This window comes from Nonomuraea helvata, assembly GCF_039535785.1.
Lineage (GTDB): Bacteria > Actinomycetota > Actinomycetes > Streptosporangiales > Streptosporangiaceae > Nonomuraea > Nonomuraea helvata.
Genome location: NZ_BAAAXV010000009.1, coordinates 1,801,852 through 1,818,277, shown reverse-complemented (window position 1 = coordinate 1,818,277; position 16,426 = coordinate 1,801,852). Strand labels below are relative to the sequence as shown.

General features: G+C 68.5%; 21 protein-coding genes and 1 tRNA gene. 12 read left to right on the top strand and 10 right to left on the bottom strand.

All coding sequences use genetic code 11. From position 1 onward, the window contains the following. Positions 1-17: 17 nt before the first annotated feature. The 5 genes from ABD830_RS41670 to ABD830_RS41650 form a co-directional block, all read right to left on the bottom strand. Entirely contained in the window at positions 18-1,376 is a 1,359-nt protein-coding gene (locus ABD830_RS41670; protein ID WP_344999808.1) for a tyrosine-type recombinase/integrase, read from the bottom strand. A 160-nt stretch (positions 1,377-1,536) separates the two neighbouring features. Then, positions 1,537-1,623, bottom strand: a tRNA-Ser gene (locus ABD830_RS41665). Between the two features lie 10 nt (positions 1,624-1,633). Then, positions 1,634-2,071, bottom strand: a complete 438-nt coding sequence (locus tag ABD830_RS41660) for a nucleoside deaminase (RefSeq protein ID WP_345002237.1) — start codon at positions 2,069-2,071, stop codon at positions 1,634-1,636. 76 nt (positions 2,072-2,147) lie between these two features. Further along, entirely contained in the window at positions 2,148-2,624 is a 477-nt protein-coding gene (locus ABD830_RS41655; protein WP_344999806.1) for a tRNA adenosine deaminase-associated protein, read from the bottom strand. 17 nt (positions 2,625-2,641) lie between these two features. Then, a complete protein-coding gene (locus ABD830_RS41650) occupies positions 2,642-3,157 on the bottom strand; it encodes a tRNA adenosine deaminase-associated protein (RefSeq protein ID WP_378521118.1) in 516 nt (171 codons plus the stop codon). 184 nt (positions 3,158-3,341) lie between these two features. On the opposite strand from ABD830_RS41650, the gene upp reads away from it, so the two are divergent. The 7 genes from upp to ABD830_RS41615 all read left to right on the top strand — a co-directional run bounded on the left by upp (position 3,342) and on the right by ABD830_RS41615 (position 7,887). Then, a complete protein-coding gene (upp, locus tag ABD830_RS41645; RefSeq protein WP_344999802.1) occupies positions 3,342-3,980 on the top strand; it encodes a uracil phosphoribosyltransferase in 639 nt (212 codons plus the stop codon). Between the two features lie 71 nt (positions 3,981-4,051). Beyond that, positions 4,052-4,327 carry a hypothetical protein gene (locus tag ABD830_RS41640; protein WP_378521117.1) on the top strand — a complete coding sequence of 92 codons (276 nt, stop codon included), beginning with the start codon at positions 4,052-4,054 and terminating at the stop codon, positions 4,325-4,327. Between the two features lie 72 nt (positions 4,328-4,399). Next, positions 4,400-4,582, top strand: a complete 183-nt coding sequence (locus tag ABD830_RS41635; RefSeq protein WP_344999800.1) for a hypothetical protein — start codon at positions 4,400-4,402, stop codon at positions 4,580-4,582. Continuing rightward, on the top strand, positions 4,579-5,112 hold the full coding sequence (locus ABD830_RS41630; RefSeq protein ID WP_344999798.1) for a PH domain-containing protein: 534 nt from the start codon (positions 4,579-4,581) through the stop codon (positions 5,110-5,112). Before ABD830_RS41635 ends, ABD830_RS41630 begins: the two co-directional genes overlap by 4 nt. A gap of 95 nt (positions 5,113-5,207) precedes the next feature. Next, entirely contained in the window at positions 5,208-6,551 is a 1,344-nt protein-coding gene (locus tag ABD830_RS41625; RefSeq protein WP_344999796.1) for a helix-turn-helix domain-containing protein, read from the top strand. 101 nt (positions 6,552-6,652) lie between these two features. Beyond that, entirely contained in the window at positions 6,653-7,327 is a 675-nt protein-coding gene (locus ABD830_RS41620) for a FadR/GntR family transcriptional regulator (RefSeq protein ID WP_344999794.1), read from the top strand. 107 nt (positions 7,328-7,434) lie between these two features. Continuing rightward, entirely contained in the window at positions 7,435-7,887 is a 453-nt protein-coding gene (locus ABD830_RS41615) for a universal stress protein (RefSeq protein ID WP_344999792.1), read from the top strand. Positions 7,888-8,026: 139 nt separating this feature from the next. Here the strand turns inward: ABD830_RS41615 and soxR are convergent, their stop codons facing one another. Together soxR and ABD830_RS41605 are read right to left on the bottom strand one after the other, a co-directional pair. After that, positions 8,027-8,575 carry a redox-sensitive transcriptional activator SoxR gene (gene soxR, locus ABD830_RS41610; RefSeq protein ID WP_344999790.1) on the bottom strand — a complete coding sequence of 183 codons (549 nt, stop codon included), beginning with the start codon at positions 8,573-8,575 and terminating at the stop codon, positions 8,027-8,029. Between the two features lie 9 nt (positions 8,576-8,584). After that, positions 8,585-9,016, bottom strand: a complete 432-nt coding sequence (locus ABD830_RS41605; RefSeq protein WP_344999788.1) for an Lrp/AsnC family transcriptional regulator — start codon at positions 9,014-9,016, stop codon at positions 8,585-8,587. 56 nt (positions 9,017-9,072) lie between these two features. On the opposite strand from ABD830_RS41605, the gene ABD830_RS41600 reads away from it, so the two are divergent. After that, the gene (locus ABD830_RS41600; RefSeq protein ID WP_344999786.1) at positions 9,073-9,987 is read left to right on the top strand and encodes an SMP-30/gluconolactonase/LRE family protein; all 915 of its coding nucleotides are present in this window, start codon (positions 9,073-9,075) and stop codon (positions 9,985-9,987) included. 2 nt (positions 9,988-9,989) lie between these two features. Here the strand turns inward: ABD830_RS41600 and ABD830_RS41595 are convergent, their stop codons facing one another. Then, positions 9,990-10,718, bottom strand: coding sequence for an ABC transporter permease (locus ABD830_RS41595; RefSeq protein ID WP_344999784.1), 729 nt, complete (start codon positions 10,716-10,718; stop codon positions 9,990-9,992). Then, a complete protein-coding gene (locus tag ABD830_RS41590; RefSeq protein ID WP_344999782.1) occupies positions 10,715-11,620 on the bottom strand; it encodes an ABC transporter ATP-binding protein in 906 nt (301 codons plus the stop codon). The genes ABD830_RS41595 and ABD830_RS41590 overlap by 4 nt, the downstream gene beginning before the upstream one ends. Positions 11,621-11,729: 109 nt before the next feature. On the opposite strand from ABD830_RS41590, the gene ABD830_RS41585 reads away from it, so the two are divergent. From ABD830_RS41585 to dnaN, 3 genes are all read left to right on the top strand, one after another. Further along, positions 11,730-13,160 (top strand): sensor histidine kinase, encoded by a 1,431-nt coding sequence (locus tag ABD830_RS41585; RefSeq protein ID WP_344999780.1) that lies wholly within the window; start codon positions 11,730-11,732, stop codon positions 13,158-13,160. Next, on the top strand, positions 13,160-13,807 hold the full coding sequence (locus ABD830_RS41580; RefSeq protein ID WP_344999778.1) for a response regulator transcription factor: 648 nt from the start codon (positions 13,160-13,162) through the stop codon (positions 13,805-13,807). The genes ABD830_RS41585 and ABD830_RS41580 overlap by 1 nt, the downstream gene beginning before the upstream one ends. A 118-nt stretch (positions 13,808-13,925) precedes the next feature. Next, positions 13,926-15,023 carry a DNA polymerase III subunit beta gene (gene dnaN, locus ABD830_RS41575; RefSeq protein ID WP_344999776.1) on the top strand — a complete coding sequence of 366 codons (1,098 nt, stop codon included), beginning with the start codon at positions 13,926-13,928 and terminating at the stop codon, positions 15,021-15,023. Between the two features lie 4 nt (positions 15,024-15,027). Here the strand turns inward: dnaN and ABD830_RS41570 are convergent, their stop codons facing one another. Beyond that, positions 15,028-15,495, bottom strand: a complete 468-nt coding sequence (locus ABD830_RS41570; protein WP_344999774.1) for a MarR family winged helix-turn-helix transcriptional regulator — start codon at positions 15,493-15,495, stop codon at positions 15,028-15,030. Between the two features lie 58 nt (positions 15,496-15,553). Here ABD830_RS41570 and ABD830_RS41565 point away from each other — a divergent pair, with 58 nt between their 5' ends. Next, positions 15,554-16,390, top strand: a complete 837-nt coding sequence (locus ABD830_RS41565) for an SDR family oxidoreductase (RefSeq protein ID WP_344999772.1) — start codon at positions 15,554-15,556, stop codon at positions 16,388-16,390. Positions 16,391-16,426: the final 36 nt, after the last annotated feature.

Here is a 16,426-nt window from a genome sequence, read left to right as displayed (position 1 = left end):
GTTCGGCGGAGTCGGCGCTAGGCCGGGATAGCGTGGAGGAGGTTGGCCACGGCCTTCTTCTCCTTCTTGTTCTTCTTCTTTCGCTTCTTCGGCTTGCCGCCGCCCATCACAGCATCCAGGACGTTGGCGGCACGCTGATCTGCCTCCGGCGTCAGGTGCCCGTAGATGGCGCTGGTGACGAGTACGGAGGCGTGGCCGAGGCGGCGGCTGACGGTGTCCATGGAGACGTTGGCCGCCAGGAGTTCGGTGGCGTGGAAGTGGCGCATCTTGTGAAGCGTGGCAGCGGTGAGGATGCCTGATTCTTGTGCCAGGTCGACGACCTTGGCCCAGGTGCGTGACCAGCCGTTGGAGTGCAGGATGCCCCCTCTGGGAGCGGTGAACAGCAGGCCCTGCGGCGGTAGCTTCTCCATGCGGCGCTGCAGCATGAACAGCGCGCTCTTGGGGATGCGGATGGTCCGCAAGGCAGTGTCGGTCTTGCCGTAGTCGGCTCGGTACAGCTCACGCGGCTCACGCCGCTCCTTGATCGCACCGGCCACGGTGAGCAGGCGCCGCTTGAGGTCGATGTCGCAGCGACGCAGCGCGGTCAGCTCCCCGAAGCGCAGACCCGTGGCGATGGCCAGCGTGACCAGGTCGCCGGCGAGCTCGCTCACCTGGTAGGCGAGAGCGATCCAGAACGCGATCTCCTCGGCGGTCGGCACCTCGTCGCGCGTCACGGCGCGCACCGACTTGTCTGGAAGCCGAACGCTGTCGCAGGGGTTGCCTTCGATGAGCCCCTTGACGCTGGCGTAGGCCAGGGTCGGGGAGATGATCCCGCCGTGGATGTTGTGGATGGTCTTGGCCGAGTACGGGACCAGTTCCCCCCTGACCATGTGCTTGCGCCCCTGCATCCAGGTGACCCATGCCTGGTCGACGTCGGCGGTGTACTCGGTGACGGGCAGCCCGCCGAGCGGGCCAACTCTGGTCCCGTCCTCCAGGGTCAGGATGGCCGTGCGGACATGCCGATTGAACTGGCGCCGGTAGCCGATGCGTTGGACTTCCTCTGCCGGGTGGTTCGGCTGGTTCAGGTACCGGTCGAGGGCCTCGCCCAACGTGGGGACCTCGGCGGCGGCATGCGGGCTACTCCCGGCGTCCGCAGCCGCGGGGGGCGGCTCGGACTTGAACTGCCGCTCGTCGATGCCTATGCCCCTGCAGCGCTTGGGATAGCCTGCCGGGCGGTTATCGCCAGCGAGCTCGACAAGGTTCTTGAAGCGCTTGGCGATGGCGTGTGAATCGCACGTTTCGGTGTCGCGTCCGTTCTCACGCTTGCCGTCGATGTACCAGACGACGCGGTAGCTCACGCGTCCTTTCACGCCCTTGCGCGGTTCGATCGATGCCATTTTCTGGCGTTCCTTCCGGGTCGGAAGGTGAGCGACCACCGCCACCGGAAACCGTCTGCGTGATCATGGCTGAGGGCTGATGCCCCCAAATGACCCCCATGATCTTGACAGACGAAGGGCCTCCGACCTGTTAGTGCAGGTCAGAGGCCCCAATTAGCGGCGGTGGTGGTGGGATTTGAACCCACGGATGAGTTGCCCCATCACACGCTTTCGAGGCGTGCGCCCTCGGCCACTAGGCGACACCACCGCGCATGAGCTTACCGGATCCGCCGAGTAGCGAAGAACCGCTTTAGTACGGAGGAGCTCTCATCGGCGAGCAACCCCATGACGACCTCGGGCCGATGGTTGAGCCGGCGATCGCGTACGACGTCCCAGAGCGAGCCCACGGCCCCGCCCTTCTCGTCCACGGCGCCGTACACGATCCGGTCCACCCTGGCCTGCACCGCGGCGCCCGCGCACATCGTGCAGGGCTCCAGCGTCACGACGAGCGTGCAGCCGCTCAGCCGCCACTGCCCGCGCCCCATGGCCGCCTGCCTGAGCGCGAGCACCTCGGCGTGGGCCGTCGGGTCGGCCGAGGACTCGCGGTCGTTGCCCGCCATGGACAGGACCTCGCCGAGCGGGTCGAGCACGACCGCGCCCACCGGGATCTCCCCTCTGGCGCCCGCCGTGACGGCCTCCGCCAGCGCCAGGCGCATGGCCTCCTCGTACGTCACGGCGAGGGCCGAATCACCGAGGGCCGGATCACCGCGAGCCAGACCACCGAGAGCCGGATCACCGCAGCCGGTCGAGCTCGTCGGCGAAGGAGAGCCGCTCGGCGATCACCGACAGGATGTCGGCCGGCAGCACGCCCTCCTCCATGCTCAGCTCGAGCAGTTCCTCCGAGCTGACTCCGAGATCGCTGAGCAGCTCGAAGTCACCCGCGGGGCGCACGCCGAGGCCGTTGCCCTCCTTGTCGGGCGCCACGCCGGCGAACTCGGCGAACAGCTCACCCAGGCTGTCGGAAAGCACCGCGTGCACGTCGGACAGGAACACGCGCGGCTCGTCCTCGTCCCGGTATCGGACGATGGCGAACCACTCGTCCTCGACCTCCACGCAGAGCAGGGCCAGCTCGTCGCCGGCGAGTCCAAGCGCCTCCGTGACCGCGTCACCGAGGTCGTCGACGATCTCGGCGTCGCTCAGATCGACCTCGGCACCGCTCCAGCCGTCGGAGGTCCTGACGAAAGCCGCAGAGAAGGTGTTGGACGCCATGTCCGCGCTCCAGGGGGTCAGCCGAAGACCGATTCGATGGCACGCTCGAACGGCTCGGAGAAGCCGAGCCGCGCGGCGATGCTGGACAGTACATCTTCGGGCAGCAGGTCAATGTCGCCGGAGAGGATGCCCAGCTCCATCTCGTCCAACCCGAGATCGGCGAAGATCGACAGATCTCCGGCGGGGAGCACGGTCTCCTCGTCCTGGAGGATCTCATCGAGCTCCTCCTCGTCCGGCACCGGCACGTCGAGGTAGTCGAGAACCTCGCGCGCCAACGGGAAGTCCCAGGAGGCGGCGATGTCGGACAGGAAGACGTCCACCCGCTCGCCGAGGACCCGCAGCGCCACGAAGAACTCATCCCCCACGGCGACCAGGCCGATCGTGCCGCTCTCACTCGGCTGCTGACGCAGGGCGTGGATGAGCCCCTTCAGGTCGGACGTGAGCGTGACCGGCAGGAGCTCGGCATCCCAGCGATCGTCCTCGCGATAAACCACGATGGCGAAGTCAAGAGCGTCTTCGTCTGTCATCGCCATCTCCACCCGACCTCTGACCCGACAGATATCACCAGCACCCAATCGTTCCAGAACCGGCCACTGGGCGTGTGCCTCTCCGACCAAATTGTGATCAAAACCAATGACCTCGGGCCGCCGCAGTCAGTGATCGACCACGGTTGTCAGGGGTCGGCAGCATTGTCCACCACCAGATACGTTGTCCTTTATGGAAACCCTCGTCGTAGATCATCCGCTCGTGGCGCACAAGCTGACCACGCTGCGTGATGTGCGCACCGACTCGCCGACCTTCCGCAGGCTCGCGGATGAGCTGGTGACGCTGCTCGCGTACGAGGCCACCCGCGACGTGCGGGTCACCGACGTCACCGTCGAGACGCCGGTCTCCCCGGCCCACGGCGTGCGCCTGGCCAAGCCCCAGCCGCTCGTTGTGCCCATCCTGCGCGCGGGGCTCGGCATGCTCGACGGCATGACCAGGCTGCTGCCCACGGCCGAGGTCGGGTTCCTCGGCATGATCAGGAACGAGTCCACGCTCAAGGCGGAGACATACGCCACGCGACTGCCGGACGACCTCTCGGGACGGCAGTGCTTCGTCGTCGACCCCATGCTGGCGACCGGGGGCACGCTGGCGGCCGCCGTGCAGTTCCTGTTCGACAGGGGCGCCGTGGACGTCACGGCCATCTGCCTGCTGGCCGCCCCGGAGGGGCTGGCCTACATGGACAAGGTGTTCGCGAACTCGGGCAAGCCCATCCGCGTCGTGACCGCCGCTCTCGACGAGCGGCTCAACGAGAACGGCTATATCGTGCCCGGCCTCGGTGACGCGGGAGACCGCCTCTACGGCGTCGTCTGATCCTGCGGCGTGTCCTGAAAAGGCCCCTCCCTGTTACGCGCAGTCATCCCTTCGTTACATACTGTTGTCAGGTGGGTACGAAGAGGCAGGAAGGCAACTTCCGCATGCTCGTGGGGAGCACGATGAGCGATCACACCGAGGCGGATCCGACTCCGTACGCGGAGGTGGAGACGGTGCTGTGCGACGAGTTCGCCGGCATTCACTCCGCGACCACCGTAACCCGGTGCGTCGAGGCGGCGCACTACGGCGCGCTGGAGGTCACCGGTTACGCCCACCCGAGCCTTGTGGAGCGCATCGCGCGCAAGCACCTTCACGTCCTGGCTCTGGTGGCCAGCGAACGAGGCTAAGCAAGATCAAAACTATCCCGTCAAGTCACCTTTACCCGGGCACTCGGGTGGGTAATGTAGAGGGCGGGTGGAGTGGGTAAGGGCACGGAGGCGACGGTGCAGGTCAAAAAAGTCCTCACATACGGTGGCATCGCATTTGTGGCGTACTACCTGTTCGCGCGGCCATCTGACGCCGCGGACTCGGTGAAGGGGGCGTTCGACACGGTGTTCAACGCGGCCGACTCGCTGGCGCAATTTGTGAACAGCCTGTCATGAGACTTGTGACCCACGGGGACTCCGCTCCGTCGTCGGTCAACCGATACCTCCTCCCCCAAGAACAACAGTTCATCATGGTGCGACGGCACCCTGCCATCCTGCTGCGTCCGGTCGCCGAGGTTCTCGGCGGCCTGATCCTCGCCGGACTGCTCAGCAAGTTCTTCGGCGGCAGCGAGCAGGGCGGCACGGCGCTGGTCGTGGTGTGGTGGCTGTGGCTCCTGCTACTTGTCCGTTTCGTATGGAAAGTCGCGGAGTGGTCGGTCGATTACTTTGTGGTGACTTCCAAGCGCATGCTGCTGACCACCGGGCTCATCACCCGCAAGGTCGCGATGATGCCATTGGGCAAGGTCACCGACATGAGCTTCCAAAGATCTCTGCTTGGGCGCATGCTCGGTTACGGTGAGTTCATCCTTGAGTCAGCCGGTCAGGATCAAGCACTGTCCACGGTTGAGTACATTCCGTATCCGGAGACCCTGTACCTGGAGGTCTGCGGCATGCTTTTTCCGAGCAAGGACGAGAGTGACGATTAATCTCCCGGCGGGGAATTCTTCAGCAGGGATACCCGATTCGGCTACTTCATGCAATCATTGCGTGTTGTTGACCCTTCCCCGCCTTGAGAGATGAGATGCCGAGTCAGGGAACCATCGGTGACCGCGTCCGCGGATTGCGGCTGAACAGGCGGATGTCCCAGGCCCAACTGGCCGGACCCGACCTGTCTGACAGTTATGTCTCGCTCATTGAGTCGGGCAAGCGCACGCCGACTCCTGTCGTGGCTCGGCTGCTCGCCGAGCGGCTGGGGTGCACGACCGAGTTCCTCCTTCACGGGATCGAGCCTCGGCAGCGCATCGACACCGAGCTCGGGCTGCGCCACGCCGAGCTGGAGCTGCAGCATGGCGACCCGGCCGTCGCCGCGGACCGTTTCACGGAGATCGTGAAGGCCGCCGACGAGGAGAACGCCATGCTGACCGCGCACGCGCGGTTCGGCAGGGCACGCGCGCTCGAGGCCCAGGGGCGCCTCGGCCAGGCGGTGGAGGCGTTCGAGCGTCTGCGCAGGGAGGCCGCGGCCCACCCCGAGCGCCTGGCGGACCTCCCGCTCACGATCGCGCTGAGCCGCTGCTACCAGCGGGCGGGCGACCGGCTGCGGGCCCGTGACCTGGCCTCCGCCGCGCTCAAGCAGGCCGAGCGGCTGTCCATCACGCAGGGCGAGATCGCCATCGACCTGGCCGCCGCGCTGGTCGAGGCGCGCAGCGAGCGCGAGGGCGGCTCCCCAGAGCTCGAATACGTCAAGAGGGTGCTGGGCCTGACCGGCGTACCTGAAGTTGTGGACCGTTCCGGAGAGATTCACGCGCTGTGGCACGCGAGCGCCGCCGCCGCGGCGGGCGAGGACTCCGCGCTGGCCGTGCGCCTGGCCGACGACGCGATCATGGCGGGCCGCCAGGTCCGGCTGTCGCTGCAGCTCGCCAGGACCGCCATGCACTGGTCCCGGCTGGCCACGGTGCCGCTCGACGAGGCCGAGTGGCTCGTCTCGGCCGCGTCCAAGGCGTTCGCCGCCTCCCCCGCGACCAAGAGCGAGTACGGCGAGAGCCTCATCGTGCACGCGCGGGTCAACCTGCGCGCCGGCAAGCCGGCACGCGCGGGCGAGCTGGCCGCCGCTGCTCTCTCACCGGCGGACGACCGCACGGGCACGACGGTCGCCGAGGCCCACCTCGTGCTGGCCACCGTGGCGATCGACCTGGGCGGCGACGCCTCGGCGCACCTGGGCGACGCCCACCGGGTGCTCGACACGCTCGACCGTCCGGTGTTCGGCTCGGACCGGCAGGCCGCCCGTTGCTGGCGTGAGCTCGGCGACCTGTACGGCGTGGTCGGCTCCAGAGCACAGCAGACCGCCGCATATCGTAAGGCGCTCGAAGCCGCCGGAGTCCGCTCTGCCCTGGCAGGAGTGACGGTCGACGCCACAGTTCCTCGCTGAAGCCTCCCGGAGCTCCAGATTTGGCGTTTTGAGTCTGGAATAATTAGGGTCTACCAGTCATTGACTCATAGGATGATTGGTTTCCCCGGAGGAGGCGGACTGTGAGTCTGCGTACGGCGCAGCGGGCTTCGCTCGTCGATCAGGTGATCGATCAGCTCAAGGAGCAGATCACCTCAGGATCGTGGCCGATGAACGGCAAGATCCCGACCGAGACGGTGCTCGCGGAGCAGCTCGGAGTGGGTCGCAACACCGTTCGAGAGGCCGTACGCGCTCTCACGCACGCCGGGCTGCTCGAGTGCCGTCAGGGGGACGGCACTTACGTCCGCGCCACCAGCGAGCTTTCCGGCGCCATGCTGCGCCGGCTGAGGCAGGCCGAGCAGCTGGAGATCCTCGAGGTGCGGCGTGCGCTCGAGGTGGAGTCGGCGCGCCTGGCCGCTACCCGACGCACCGATGACGACATCAAGCGCATCGAGGCGGCACTGGCCGAGCGGGACCGGGCCTGGGAGCTGGACGACCCCGACTTCTTCGTGGAGGCCGACCTGGCCTTCCACATGGCCGTGGCGCACGCGACGCACAACCTGGTCCTGATCGACCTGTACGAGGACTTCTCGGCGGCTCTGCGGGCCAGCATCACGGCGGCGGGCACCTCGCTCAACAAGAGCTACATCCCGCATGACGCCATCGCGCGTGCCATCGCGTCAGGCGATGCGGCGGCGGCCGAGCGGGCCGGCCACGCCTGCATGGAGCACATTCTCATCGCCCTCACCGAGTCCTGACTGCCTGCCGCCGGTAAAGGGTGTGACAAAGCAGACAACTCCCCCAGGAATGGCGCCTGATCGCTTCAGTGCTCTAACGAAAGAGTGAATAGCGAAGGGAAAACGCCATGACCATTCTTGTCGCCTACGACGGCTCCGCTGATTCGCGTACCGCCATCGAGTTCGCGGCCAAGCACCTCACCGCCGGGCCCACCGTCGTCATCACGGTGTGGGAGCCGCTGCTCGTCCAGCTCAAGAAGTATCCGCTGGCCGCGGGCGCCATCGACCCGGCCACCGAGGACGAGGCGCAGGCCCTGGCCGAGCATCATGCCAAGGAGGGGGCGGAGCTGGCGATCGCCTCCGGGCTCACCGACGTCACTTTCCGGGCGGTGGCCGACAACGAGTCGATCTGGAAGACGATTGTGGACGTGGCGGACGAGATCGACGCCTCGTTGATCGTCACGGGCTCGCGCGGTCTGGCCGGGGTCCGGTCGGTGCTGCTCGGCAGCGTGTCCAACCACGTGCTGCACCACGCGCACCGGCCGACCCTCATCGTGCCGCCCGCCAAGACTTCCCGCTGATTTCCACCCGCCGTCCTGGAGCGACGCGCGCCACGGTAATCGGCTGGGCTCTGCTCGGAGCCGTCAGGCCAGGAGGGCGCGCGAGCGACCGTCTCCCCACGCTGCGCCTGGCCGTACCGGCGGCCGAGCAGCCGGGACGCTAGGAGGCTGCGGGGAGCGGGGCGTCCGGCGAAGAGACGCAGCCGGTCTCGGGGGCACAACCGGCGGGGGTGCCGGAGGCGGGCGGCGGGCACAGTCGGGTGTCGATGCGGCGCGCGCCCGGCCCCTCGTCACCCAGCCGGTCCTGCGGGTTGGCCACCGGGCACCGGTCCAGCGACAGGCAGCCGCATCCGATGCAGTCGGTGAGGTCGTCACGTAGCCGCTGGAGCTGCTCGATCCGGTCGTCCAGCTCGCCGCGCCAGGCCGCCGACAGCCGGGCCCAGTCCGCGCGGGTGGGGGTGCGCTCGTCCGGCAGCTCGGACAGGGCGTCCCTGATGGTCTTGAGGGGGATGCCGATGCGCTGGGCCAGCCTGATGAACGCGACCCTGCGCAGAGTGTCGCGGTGGTACCGGCGCTGGTTGCCCGCCGTACGACGGCTCTTGATCAGGCCCTTGGTCTCGTAGAAGTGCAGAGCGGACACGGCCACCCCGCTGCGCTCGGCGAGCTGGCCGACCGAGAGTTCCTTGGTGTTCCAGGCGACCTTCGTCATACCTGGAGATTACTTGAGAGTTCGCTCGAAGAACGTCTCCAGGACCACGACGGTCTGCGTCCCCGTGACGCCGTCCACGCCGAACACCCGGCGCAGCACGTCCTGCAGCTCCGCCGTGCCGGGCGTACGGACCTTGAGCAGCACCGACGCGGGACCCGCGATGACGTGCGCCTCCTCGACCTCCGGTATCGCCGCCAGCCGGTCCGCGCTGTCGCCCATCCACGTGCTCCCGTCCACGAGCACGTACGCCGTGACCGTGCGTCCGAGCGCCGCCTGGTCCACCTCGATCGTGGTGCGCCTGATCACTCCGCGCTCACGCAGCTTGCGCACCCGCTCGTGCGCGGCCCCGCTCGACAGCCCCACCGCCTTGCCGAGCACCGCGTATGACTGCGTCGCGTCCTCCAGCAGCAGCCCGATCAGTTTTCTGTCGATATCATCCACAGCAAGATGATATCTGGTGGTATGCCCACTTAGCCGAACAGCGTATGGTAGGCGGCATGACGGACATGATTGCCACTGAGTTCGAGGTGCTGGACGAGCGGTTCGCCGCGATCGGCGGGGACGACCAGCTCGAACGGCTCCACACCGGCACCCGCTGGGCGGAGGGCCCTGTCTACTTCGCCGCCGGCAGGTTCCTGGTCTGGAGTGACATCCCCAACGAGCGGATGCTGCGCTGGGACGAGATGACCGGCGCGGTGGGCCCGTTCCGCCAGCCGTCCGGCTACACCAACGGCAACACCCTCGACCGCGAGGGCCGCCTGATCTCCTGTGAGCACGGCCACCGCCGCGTCACCCGCACCGAGCACGACGGCTCGATCACGGTGATCGCCGACCGCTGGCAGGGCAAGCGGCTCAACAGCCCCAACGACGTCGTGGTCCGCTCCGACGGGTCGATCTGGTTCACCGATCCGCCGTACGGGATCATCAGCAACTACGAGGGCTGGGCCGCCGAGCAGGAGATCGACGGCTGTCACGTCTACCGCGTCGACCCGGTGACGGGCGAGGTCCGGATCGTGGCCGACGACTTCGTGCGCCCCAACGGCCTGGCGTTCTCGCTCGACGAGAGCCGCCTGTACGTCGCCGACACGCGGATGAAGCACCTGCGCGTGTTCGACGTGCGGGAGGACGGCACGCTGGCGGGTGGCAAGGTGTTCGCCGAGGGCACGGAGCAGGACAACTTCGACGGCCTGCGGCTCGACGACACCGGCCGGGTCTGGGCCGCGGCGGGCAAGGCGGTGCTCTGCTACGACGCCGACGGCACGCTGATCGGCCGGCTGAAGCTGCCGGAGTCCACGTCCAACCTGGTGTTCGGCGGGCTCAAGCGCAACCGGCTGTTCATCACGGCCTCGTCCTCGCTCTACTCCCTGATGACCAACGTCACCGGTGCGCCCCCCGTCTGGGCCAGGCGCTAGCCTCACTCCCATCTGAACAGCCGCGCGGCCAGCCCGCCGAAGAGCAGGAGAGCGGCGCCCACGACCGCCAGGTGCACGGTCTGCGGCGGGTGACCCGCCCAGGTTTCCCTGAGCGCCTCGGCGAACGGTCCCGCGACGGAGTAGTCGCTGACCGCCCGCAGCGCGTCGGGCATGATGTCGCGCGGCACCCACATGCCCGCCAGGAACATCAGCGGGAACATCACCACCGACCCGATCCCGGACGCCACCTTCGGGTTGGGCGCCAGCGCGGCGATCACCAGCCCGATGGCCTGCAACGCGGCGCTGCCGAGCAGGAAGACCAGCACGAACCCCACCCACTGCCGCGGCGCCGCCGAGCCGAAGACCAGCGAGCCTGTCACGATCAGCACGGCCGTCGAGACCGCTCCGACCACCAGGTGGATCAGGAGCTGCACGGCCAGCAGCCGTCCGGGGTGCACGGGCGTGGTGGACATCCGCCTGAGCACCCCTTGCTGGCGGTACGCGCTCAGCACCGCCGGCATGACGTTGCAGGCCAGTATCAGCAGCGAGAGCAGCGTCATCATGCTCGGCATCTGCGTGTCCACGTACCTCTCTCCGGACGCCACCCGCTCGGTCATCGACGGGACGCTGAGACCCAGCACGACCAGGAGCGCGACCGGCAGACCGATCGTGAAGATCAGGAACGGCCATTCGCGCAGGTGCAGCTTGGTCTCCACGAGGAGCAGCTTCATGACAGCTTCCTTCCGGTGAGCGCGAGGAACGCGTCGTCGAGCGTGGCCTGCTCCATCCGCAGGTCTCCTGGAACGATCTGGTGCTGGGCCAGGATGAGCGTGACGGCGGCGGCGAGGTTGCCCGTGCCGCTCACCACGACCTGGTCGCCGCTCCTGGCGACCTCGCGCACCTCGGGCAGGGCCAGCAGCAGCCCGTCGTCGACGGGCGCCGACGGCCGGAACCTCACCCGCTGCTCCCCGCCCACCTGGGCGATGAGCCCGGCGGGCGTGTCAGTGGCGACCACCTTGCCCTTGTCGATGAGGGTGAGCCGGTCGCAGAGCCGCTCGGCCTCCTCCATGAAGTGGGTGACCAGGACGATCGTCACGCCGGAGTCGCGTACGTCCGCGACCAGCTCCCAGGTGTCCCTGCGGGCCTGTGGGTCGAGCCCGGTGGTCAGCTCGTCGAGCACCGCCACGCGCGGCCGGCCCACCAGGGCCAGCGCGACCGAGAGCCGCTGGCGCTGGCCGCCGGAGAGGTTCTTGAACGCCGTGTCGCGCTTGTCGGCGAGTCCGACCCGTTCGAGCAGTTCGTGCCAGTCCGCCGGGTTCGGGTAGAAGGAGGCGTACAGGTCGATGGCCTCCCACACCTTGAGCTTCTCCGGCAGCGCCGCGCTCTGCAGTTGCATGCCGAGCACGTGCCGCAGCTCGCCCCTGTTCAGCTGCGGGTCCAGCCCGGCCACGCGTACGGTGCCGCCGTCCGGCTTGCGGAGGCCGGCCACGCATTCCACGGTGGTGGTCTTGCCCGCGCCGTTCGGGCCGAGGATGCCGAAGATCTCACCCTCGGCGACCTCGAACGACACGTCCTCGACCGCCAGGTGGTTCGGGTACTGCTTGCGCAGGTTCCTGACTTCGATGACTTTCATGCTGTAGACGCTAGGAAGGGCGGAATTGTCGGGGAATCCGGCTGGATGCCGCGCAAGGGTGTAGTTAGGTGCAATGGTGGGACCGGCCCCGCTGGCTCAGACTGGGGGCATGCTGGTGCGAAGGTTCGGTCAGGTCGTGGCGCTGCTCGCGCTCCTCGTCATCGAGGTGCCCGCGATCGTGCTGAGCTTCGGCATGCTGCTGCTGTCGCTCGCCATAGGAATGATCTTCCTGTTCCCGCCGCAGGTCAGGATGGTCAGGGGGCTCGCCCGGCTCAACCGGCGGCTGATGCGGAAGTTCGCCGACGTCGACATCGAGCCGCCGTACCTGCCCGCACCCCCGCCTCCGGTGCGCCAGGCAGACGGCATGTACCGCTCCGACCGGACCCTCTACAAGACGCCGCGGATACCCGCCTGGAACAACCGGTGGAAGTGGCTGGTCAGCGACCCCGCCACCTGGCGTGACGTGCTCTGGCTGGTGCTCGACCCGGTGGTGAAGGCGGCGCTGGTGCCGGTGTTCGTCCTGATCCCCGGGCGCGGCCTGCGGGTCTACGCTCTCTGGAGCGACCTGCTGCTCGGCGCGACCGCCGCCAGCCGCCTGGCGAGCCAGGTGAGCCATCTCAAGCGGACGCGTAACCTCGCCGCCGACTCGCAGGCGGCCGAGATGCGCAGGATCGAGCGCGACCTGCACGACGGCACACAGGCCAGGCTGGTGGCGATCGGCATGACGCTGGGCGCGGTCGAGCAGCTCGTCGACGACGACCCCTCGGCGGCCAAGGCGCTGCTCTCCAAGGCCAGGGAGGCCTCGTCCGAGACACTGACCGACCTGCGCCGCGTGATCCGCGGCATCCACCCGCCGGTGCTGGCCGAACGCGGGCTCGCCGACGCCGTACGTGCCCTGGCCCTCGACAGCCCGATGCAGGTCACCGTGGACGTCGACCTGCCGCACCAGCCGGAACCTCCGGTGGAGGCGGCGGTGTACTTCGCGATCAGCGAGCTGCTGTCGAACGCCGCCCGGCACGGCGACGCGCGCTCGGCGACGGTGGACATCAGCTCCAACGGCCCCGACCTGCGCGTCACGGTCACCGACGACGGCATGGGCGGCGCCGACCCGGACAAGGGCAGCGGCCTGTCCGGCATCGAACGGCGGCTGGCGGCCTTCGACGGCGTGCTCGCCCTGAACAGCCCGCCCGGCGGCCCCACCACCGTGACCATGGAACTGCCCCAGGTCCTGCCCGACCACCTGGCGGGCAGCCTTTCCCGGATGCCGCGCTGGAAGTCGGTCACGGTCATCCTGCTCTGGGCCACGGCCTGGTGTCCGACGTTCCCTCAGGGAATCGTGGCGAGCATCTTCAAGATCTTCGACATTGACGAGAAGGCCTGGTTCCTCGCGCTGTACATGCCCGAGGTCTGGCAGTGGCCGGTCATCCTCGGCATGATCACCGTGGGCGTTCTCATGTACATCTTCGCCATCTGGCTTCCGTCCACCCACAACCGCGAGCGCTGGTTCGAACGCGTCAAACCGACCAGACTGTCGTGCTGATGAACGTACTGATCGCTGAAGACCTCTACCTGCTCAGGGACGGGCTCGTGCACCTGCTCCAGGCCCACGGCTTCTCCGTCGTGGCGGCCGTGGAGAGCGGGCCCGAGCTGCTGAAGGGTCTGCTGGAGCTCCGGCCCGACGTCTCGATCGTGGACGTACGGCTGCCGCCGACGTTCACGGACGAGGGCCTGCGGGCCGCGCTCGCGGCCAGGGAGAAGGTGCCGGGGCTGCCGATCCTCGTGCTGTCCCAGCACGTCGAGCAGCTGTACGCGCGCGAGCTGCTGGCCGACGGCTCCGGCGCGATCGGCTACCTGCTCAAGGACCGGGTCTTCAACGCCGGGCAGTTCATCGACGCCGTACGCCGGGTCGCCGAGGGCGGCACGGCCATGGACCCCGAGGTGATCGCCAAGCTGCTGGCCAGCAACGCCAGGCACGAGCCGCTGGCCGCGCTCACACCGCGCGAGCGGGAGGTGCTCGAGGCCATGGCGGAAGGGCGCTCCAACGCCGCCATCTGCCAGCGGCTCTACCTCAGCGAGAGCGCCGTGGCCAAGCACACGGCCTCCATCTTCGCCAAGCTGGGGCTCGCGCCGTCGGACGACGACAACCGCCGCGTGCTCGCCGTACTGGCCTATCTCAACAGCCGCTAGCTCTCCCATCCGGTACGGTCCCGCACCAGGCGATGGTCATCCGCCGGAGACCGCCCGGACTTGTCAGTCGCACCGGATATTTTCATAGAGGGACGGCGCGACGAAGGGGTGGTAACAGGTGAAGATCCGGGTTAACCGCGATGTTCTGGCAGATGCGGTGGCGTGGGCTGCCCGAGTGCTCCCTGCCCGGCCTGTGGTGCCTGTCCTGTCCGGGCTGCTGCTGGAGGCGGGCGGCGAGCTGACCCTGTCCGCGTTCGACTACGACGTCTCGGCCAGGGCGGCGATCGACGCCGACGTGGCCGAGGAGGGCCGCGTTCTCATCCCGGGGCGGCTGCTGGCCGAGATCAGCAGGAGCCTGCCCGCCGACGACGTGGAGATCGTCACCGAGGGCCCCGAGGCGGTCCTGACCTGCGGCAGCGCGGAGTTCGGGCTGATCACGATGCCGGTCGAGGACTTCCCGACCATGCCCACCATGCCGCCGAGCATCGGCGCCATCGGCGGCGGCGTGTTCGCCTCCGCCGTCGGCCAGGTCGCGCCCGCCGCCAGCCGGGACGACACGCTGCCCATGCTCACCGGCATCAGGGTCGACATCGAGGGCGAGTCCGTGGCGATGGCGGCCACCGACCGCTACCGCATCGCGGCCCGCGAATTCACCTGGCGCCCGGCCGGTCCCGACCTCGCCGTCTCCGCCATGGTCCCGGCCAAGGTGCTGGTCGAGGTGGCCAAGTCGCTGCGGGGCGGCGAGGTGTCGATCGCGATGGGCGACGGGGTGGCCGGGTTCGAGAGCGTCGGGCGCAGCACGACGGTGCGGCTGCTCGACGAGCAGTTCATCGACTACCGCGCCCGGCTGACCTCCGACTGGTCGATCAGGGCCGACGTGGCGGTGACGCCGTTCGTCAACGCGATCAAGCGGGTGGCCCTGGTGGCCGAGCGCAACACCGCGATCCGGCTGTCGTTCAGTCAGGGCCAGGTGCTCATCCAGGCGGGCGGCGGCGACATCGGGCGCGGCGCCGAGGTGGTCGACTGCGAGCTGCGCGGCGACGACATCCAGATCGCCTTCCAGTCGCAGTTCCTGCTCGACGGGCTGACCGGGATCGAGAGCGAGCTGGCCCGCATCAACATGGAGTCGCCGACCAGGCCCGCCCTGATCCAGGACGTGCCCGGCGACGCCCAGCCCGCCTTCCGCTACCTCGTCATGTCCCTGCGCCAGGCCTGAGCCGTCACTTCCGCCGGCCCGCGTCCGCCTGGCGCTCGGCGACCAGCTTGAACACCCTCTTGAACTCCGCGTACGCCTCCTCGCCCACGGCACTGGCGTGCTCCGCCTCCATGGCGGCGATGATGGCGTCCGACTTGACCATGTGGTCGCGCCCCTTCTCGGTGGGCACGATGAGCTTGGCCCGGCGGTCGGCCGGGTCAGGCTGCCGTTCCACGTAGCCGAGCTCCACCAGCTCGTCCACCAGCGTGCCGATCACCTGCTTGTGCTGGCCCGACTGCGCGGCAAGGTCCGTGGCCCTGCTGCCCTCCTCGTCCAGGTACGCCATCACCGCCCCGTGCCGTGGCCTCAGCCTGGGATGTCCCTGCTCGGCCAGCGTCTCGACCAGTTCGTGTTGCAGGCCGAAAAGAGTCCTGCTCGACAGGATGCCGAGATCGGGCTCGTCCTGCTTGCGCCGGCTCCTGCGCACCGTCACACCCTCCTTTTAGTCATCAATCTTGATTGTCACTGAATTTTACTATATCGTCGGCTGCATGAGCATCTTGATCACTGGTGCCAACGGCACCGTTTCCAGCGCTGTCCTTCGTTCCCTGACCGGCACCCCGGACGTACGGGTCCTGGTGCGTGACGCGGCCAAGGCGCCGTCGGGCGTGGAGGTGGCGGTCGGCGACCTGGACGACCCCGCCACGCTCGACCGGGCTTTCGAGGGCGTGGACACCCTGTGGCTGCTGACCGCCATGGGCCCGCAGGCGCCGCACGCCAGCATGAACGCCGTCTGGGCCGCCCGGAAGGCAGGGGTGAGCCACGTCGTGCGCATGTCGGCCATCGGCGCCGCCCATGACGCACCGACCCGCAACGGCCGCCTGCACGCCCTGTCGGACGTCGAGCTCGCGGCCTCGGGCCTCGACTGGACCGTCATCCGCCCGGCCTTCTTCATGCAGAACCTTCTCGGCTCGGTCAACGGCGACACCCTGTACGGCGGGACGGGCGAGGGCCGGCTCGGCATGATCGACGTACGCGACATCGGCGACTTCGCCGCCGCGGTCCTGCGCGACCCCGCACAGCACAGGGGCAGCACCTACACTCTCACGGGTCCGGCCAGCATCTCACTACGAGACGCCGCCGCCGAACTCACCAGGACGTACGGGACGCCGATCGCCTACCAGCCGGTCACGCCCGACGACGTTCGCCGGTCGATGCTGGACGCGGGCCTGCCTTCGTGGATCGCCGCGGTCACCCAGGAGTACATGACGGCGTACTCGGCGGGGTGGGGCGACTACACGACCCCCGACTTCGAGAAGGTGGTGGGCCGCCCGGCCCGGTCGTTCGCCGACTTCGCCCGCGACCACGCGGCCCAGCTCCGCGCATGACAGGTGCGTCGCATGCGAACAACTGAGCGGCGGATC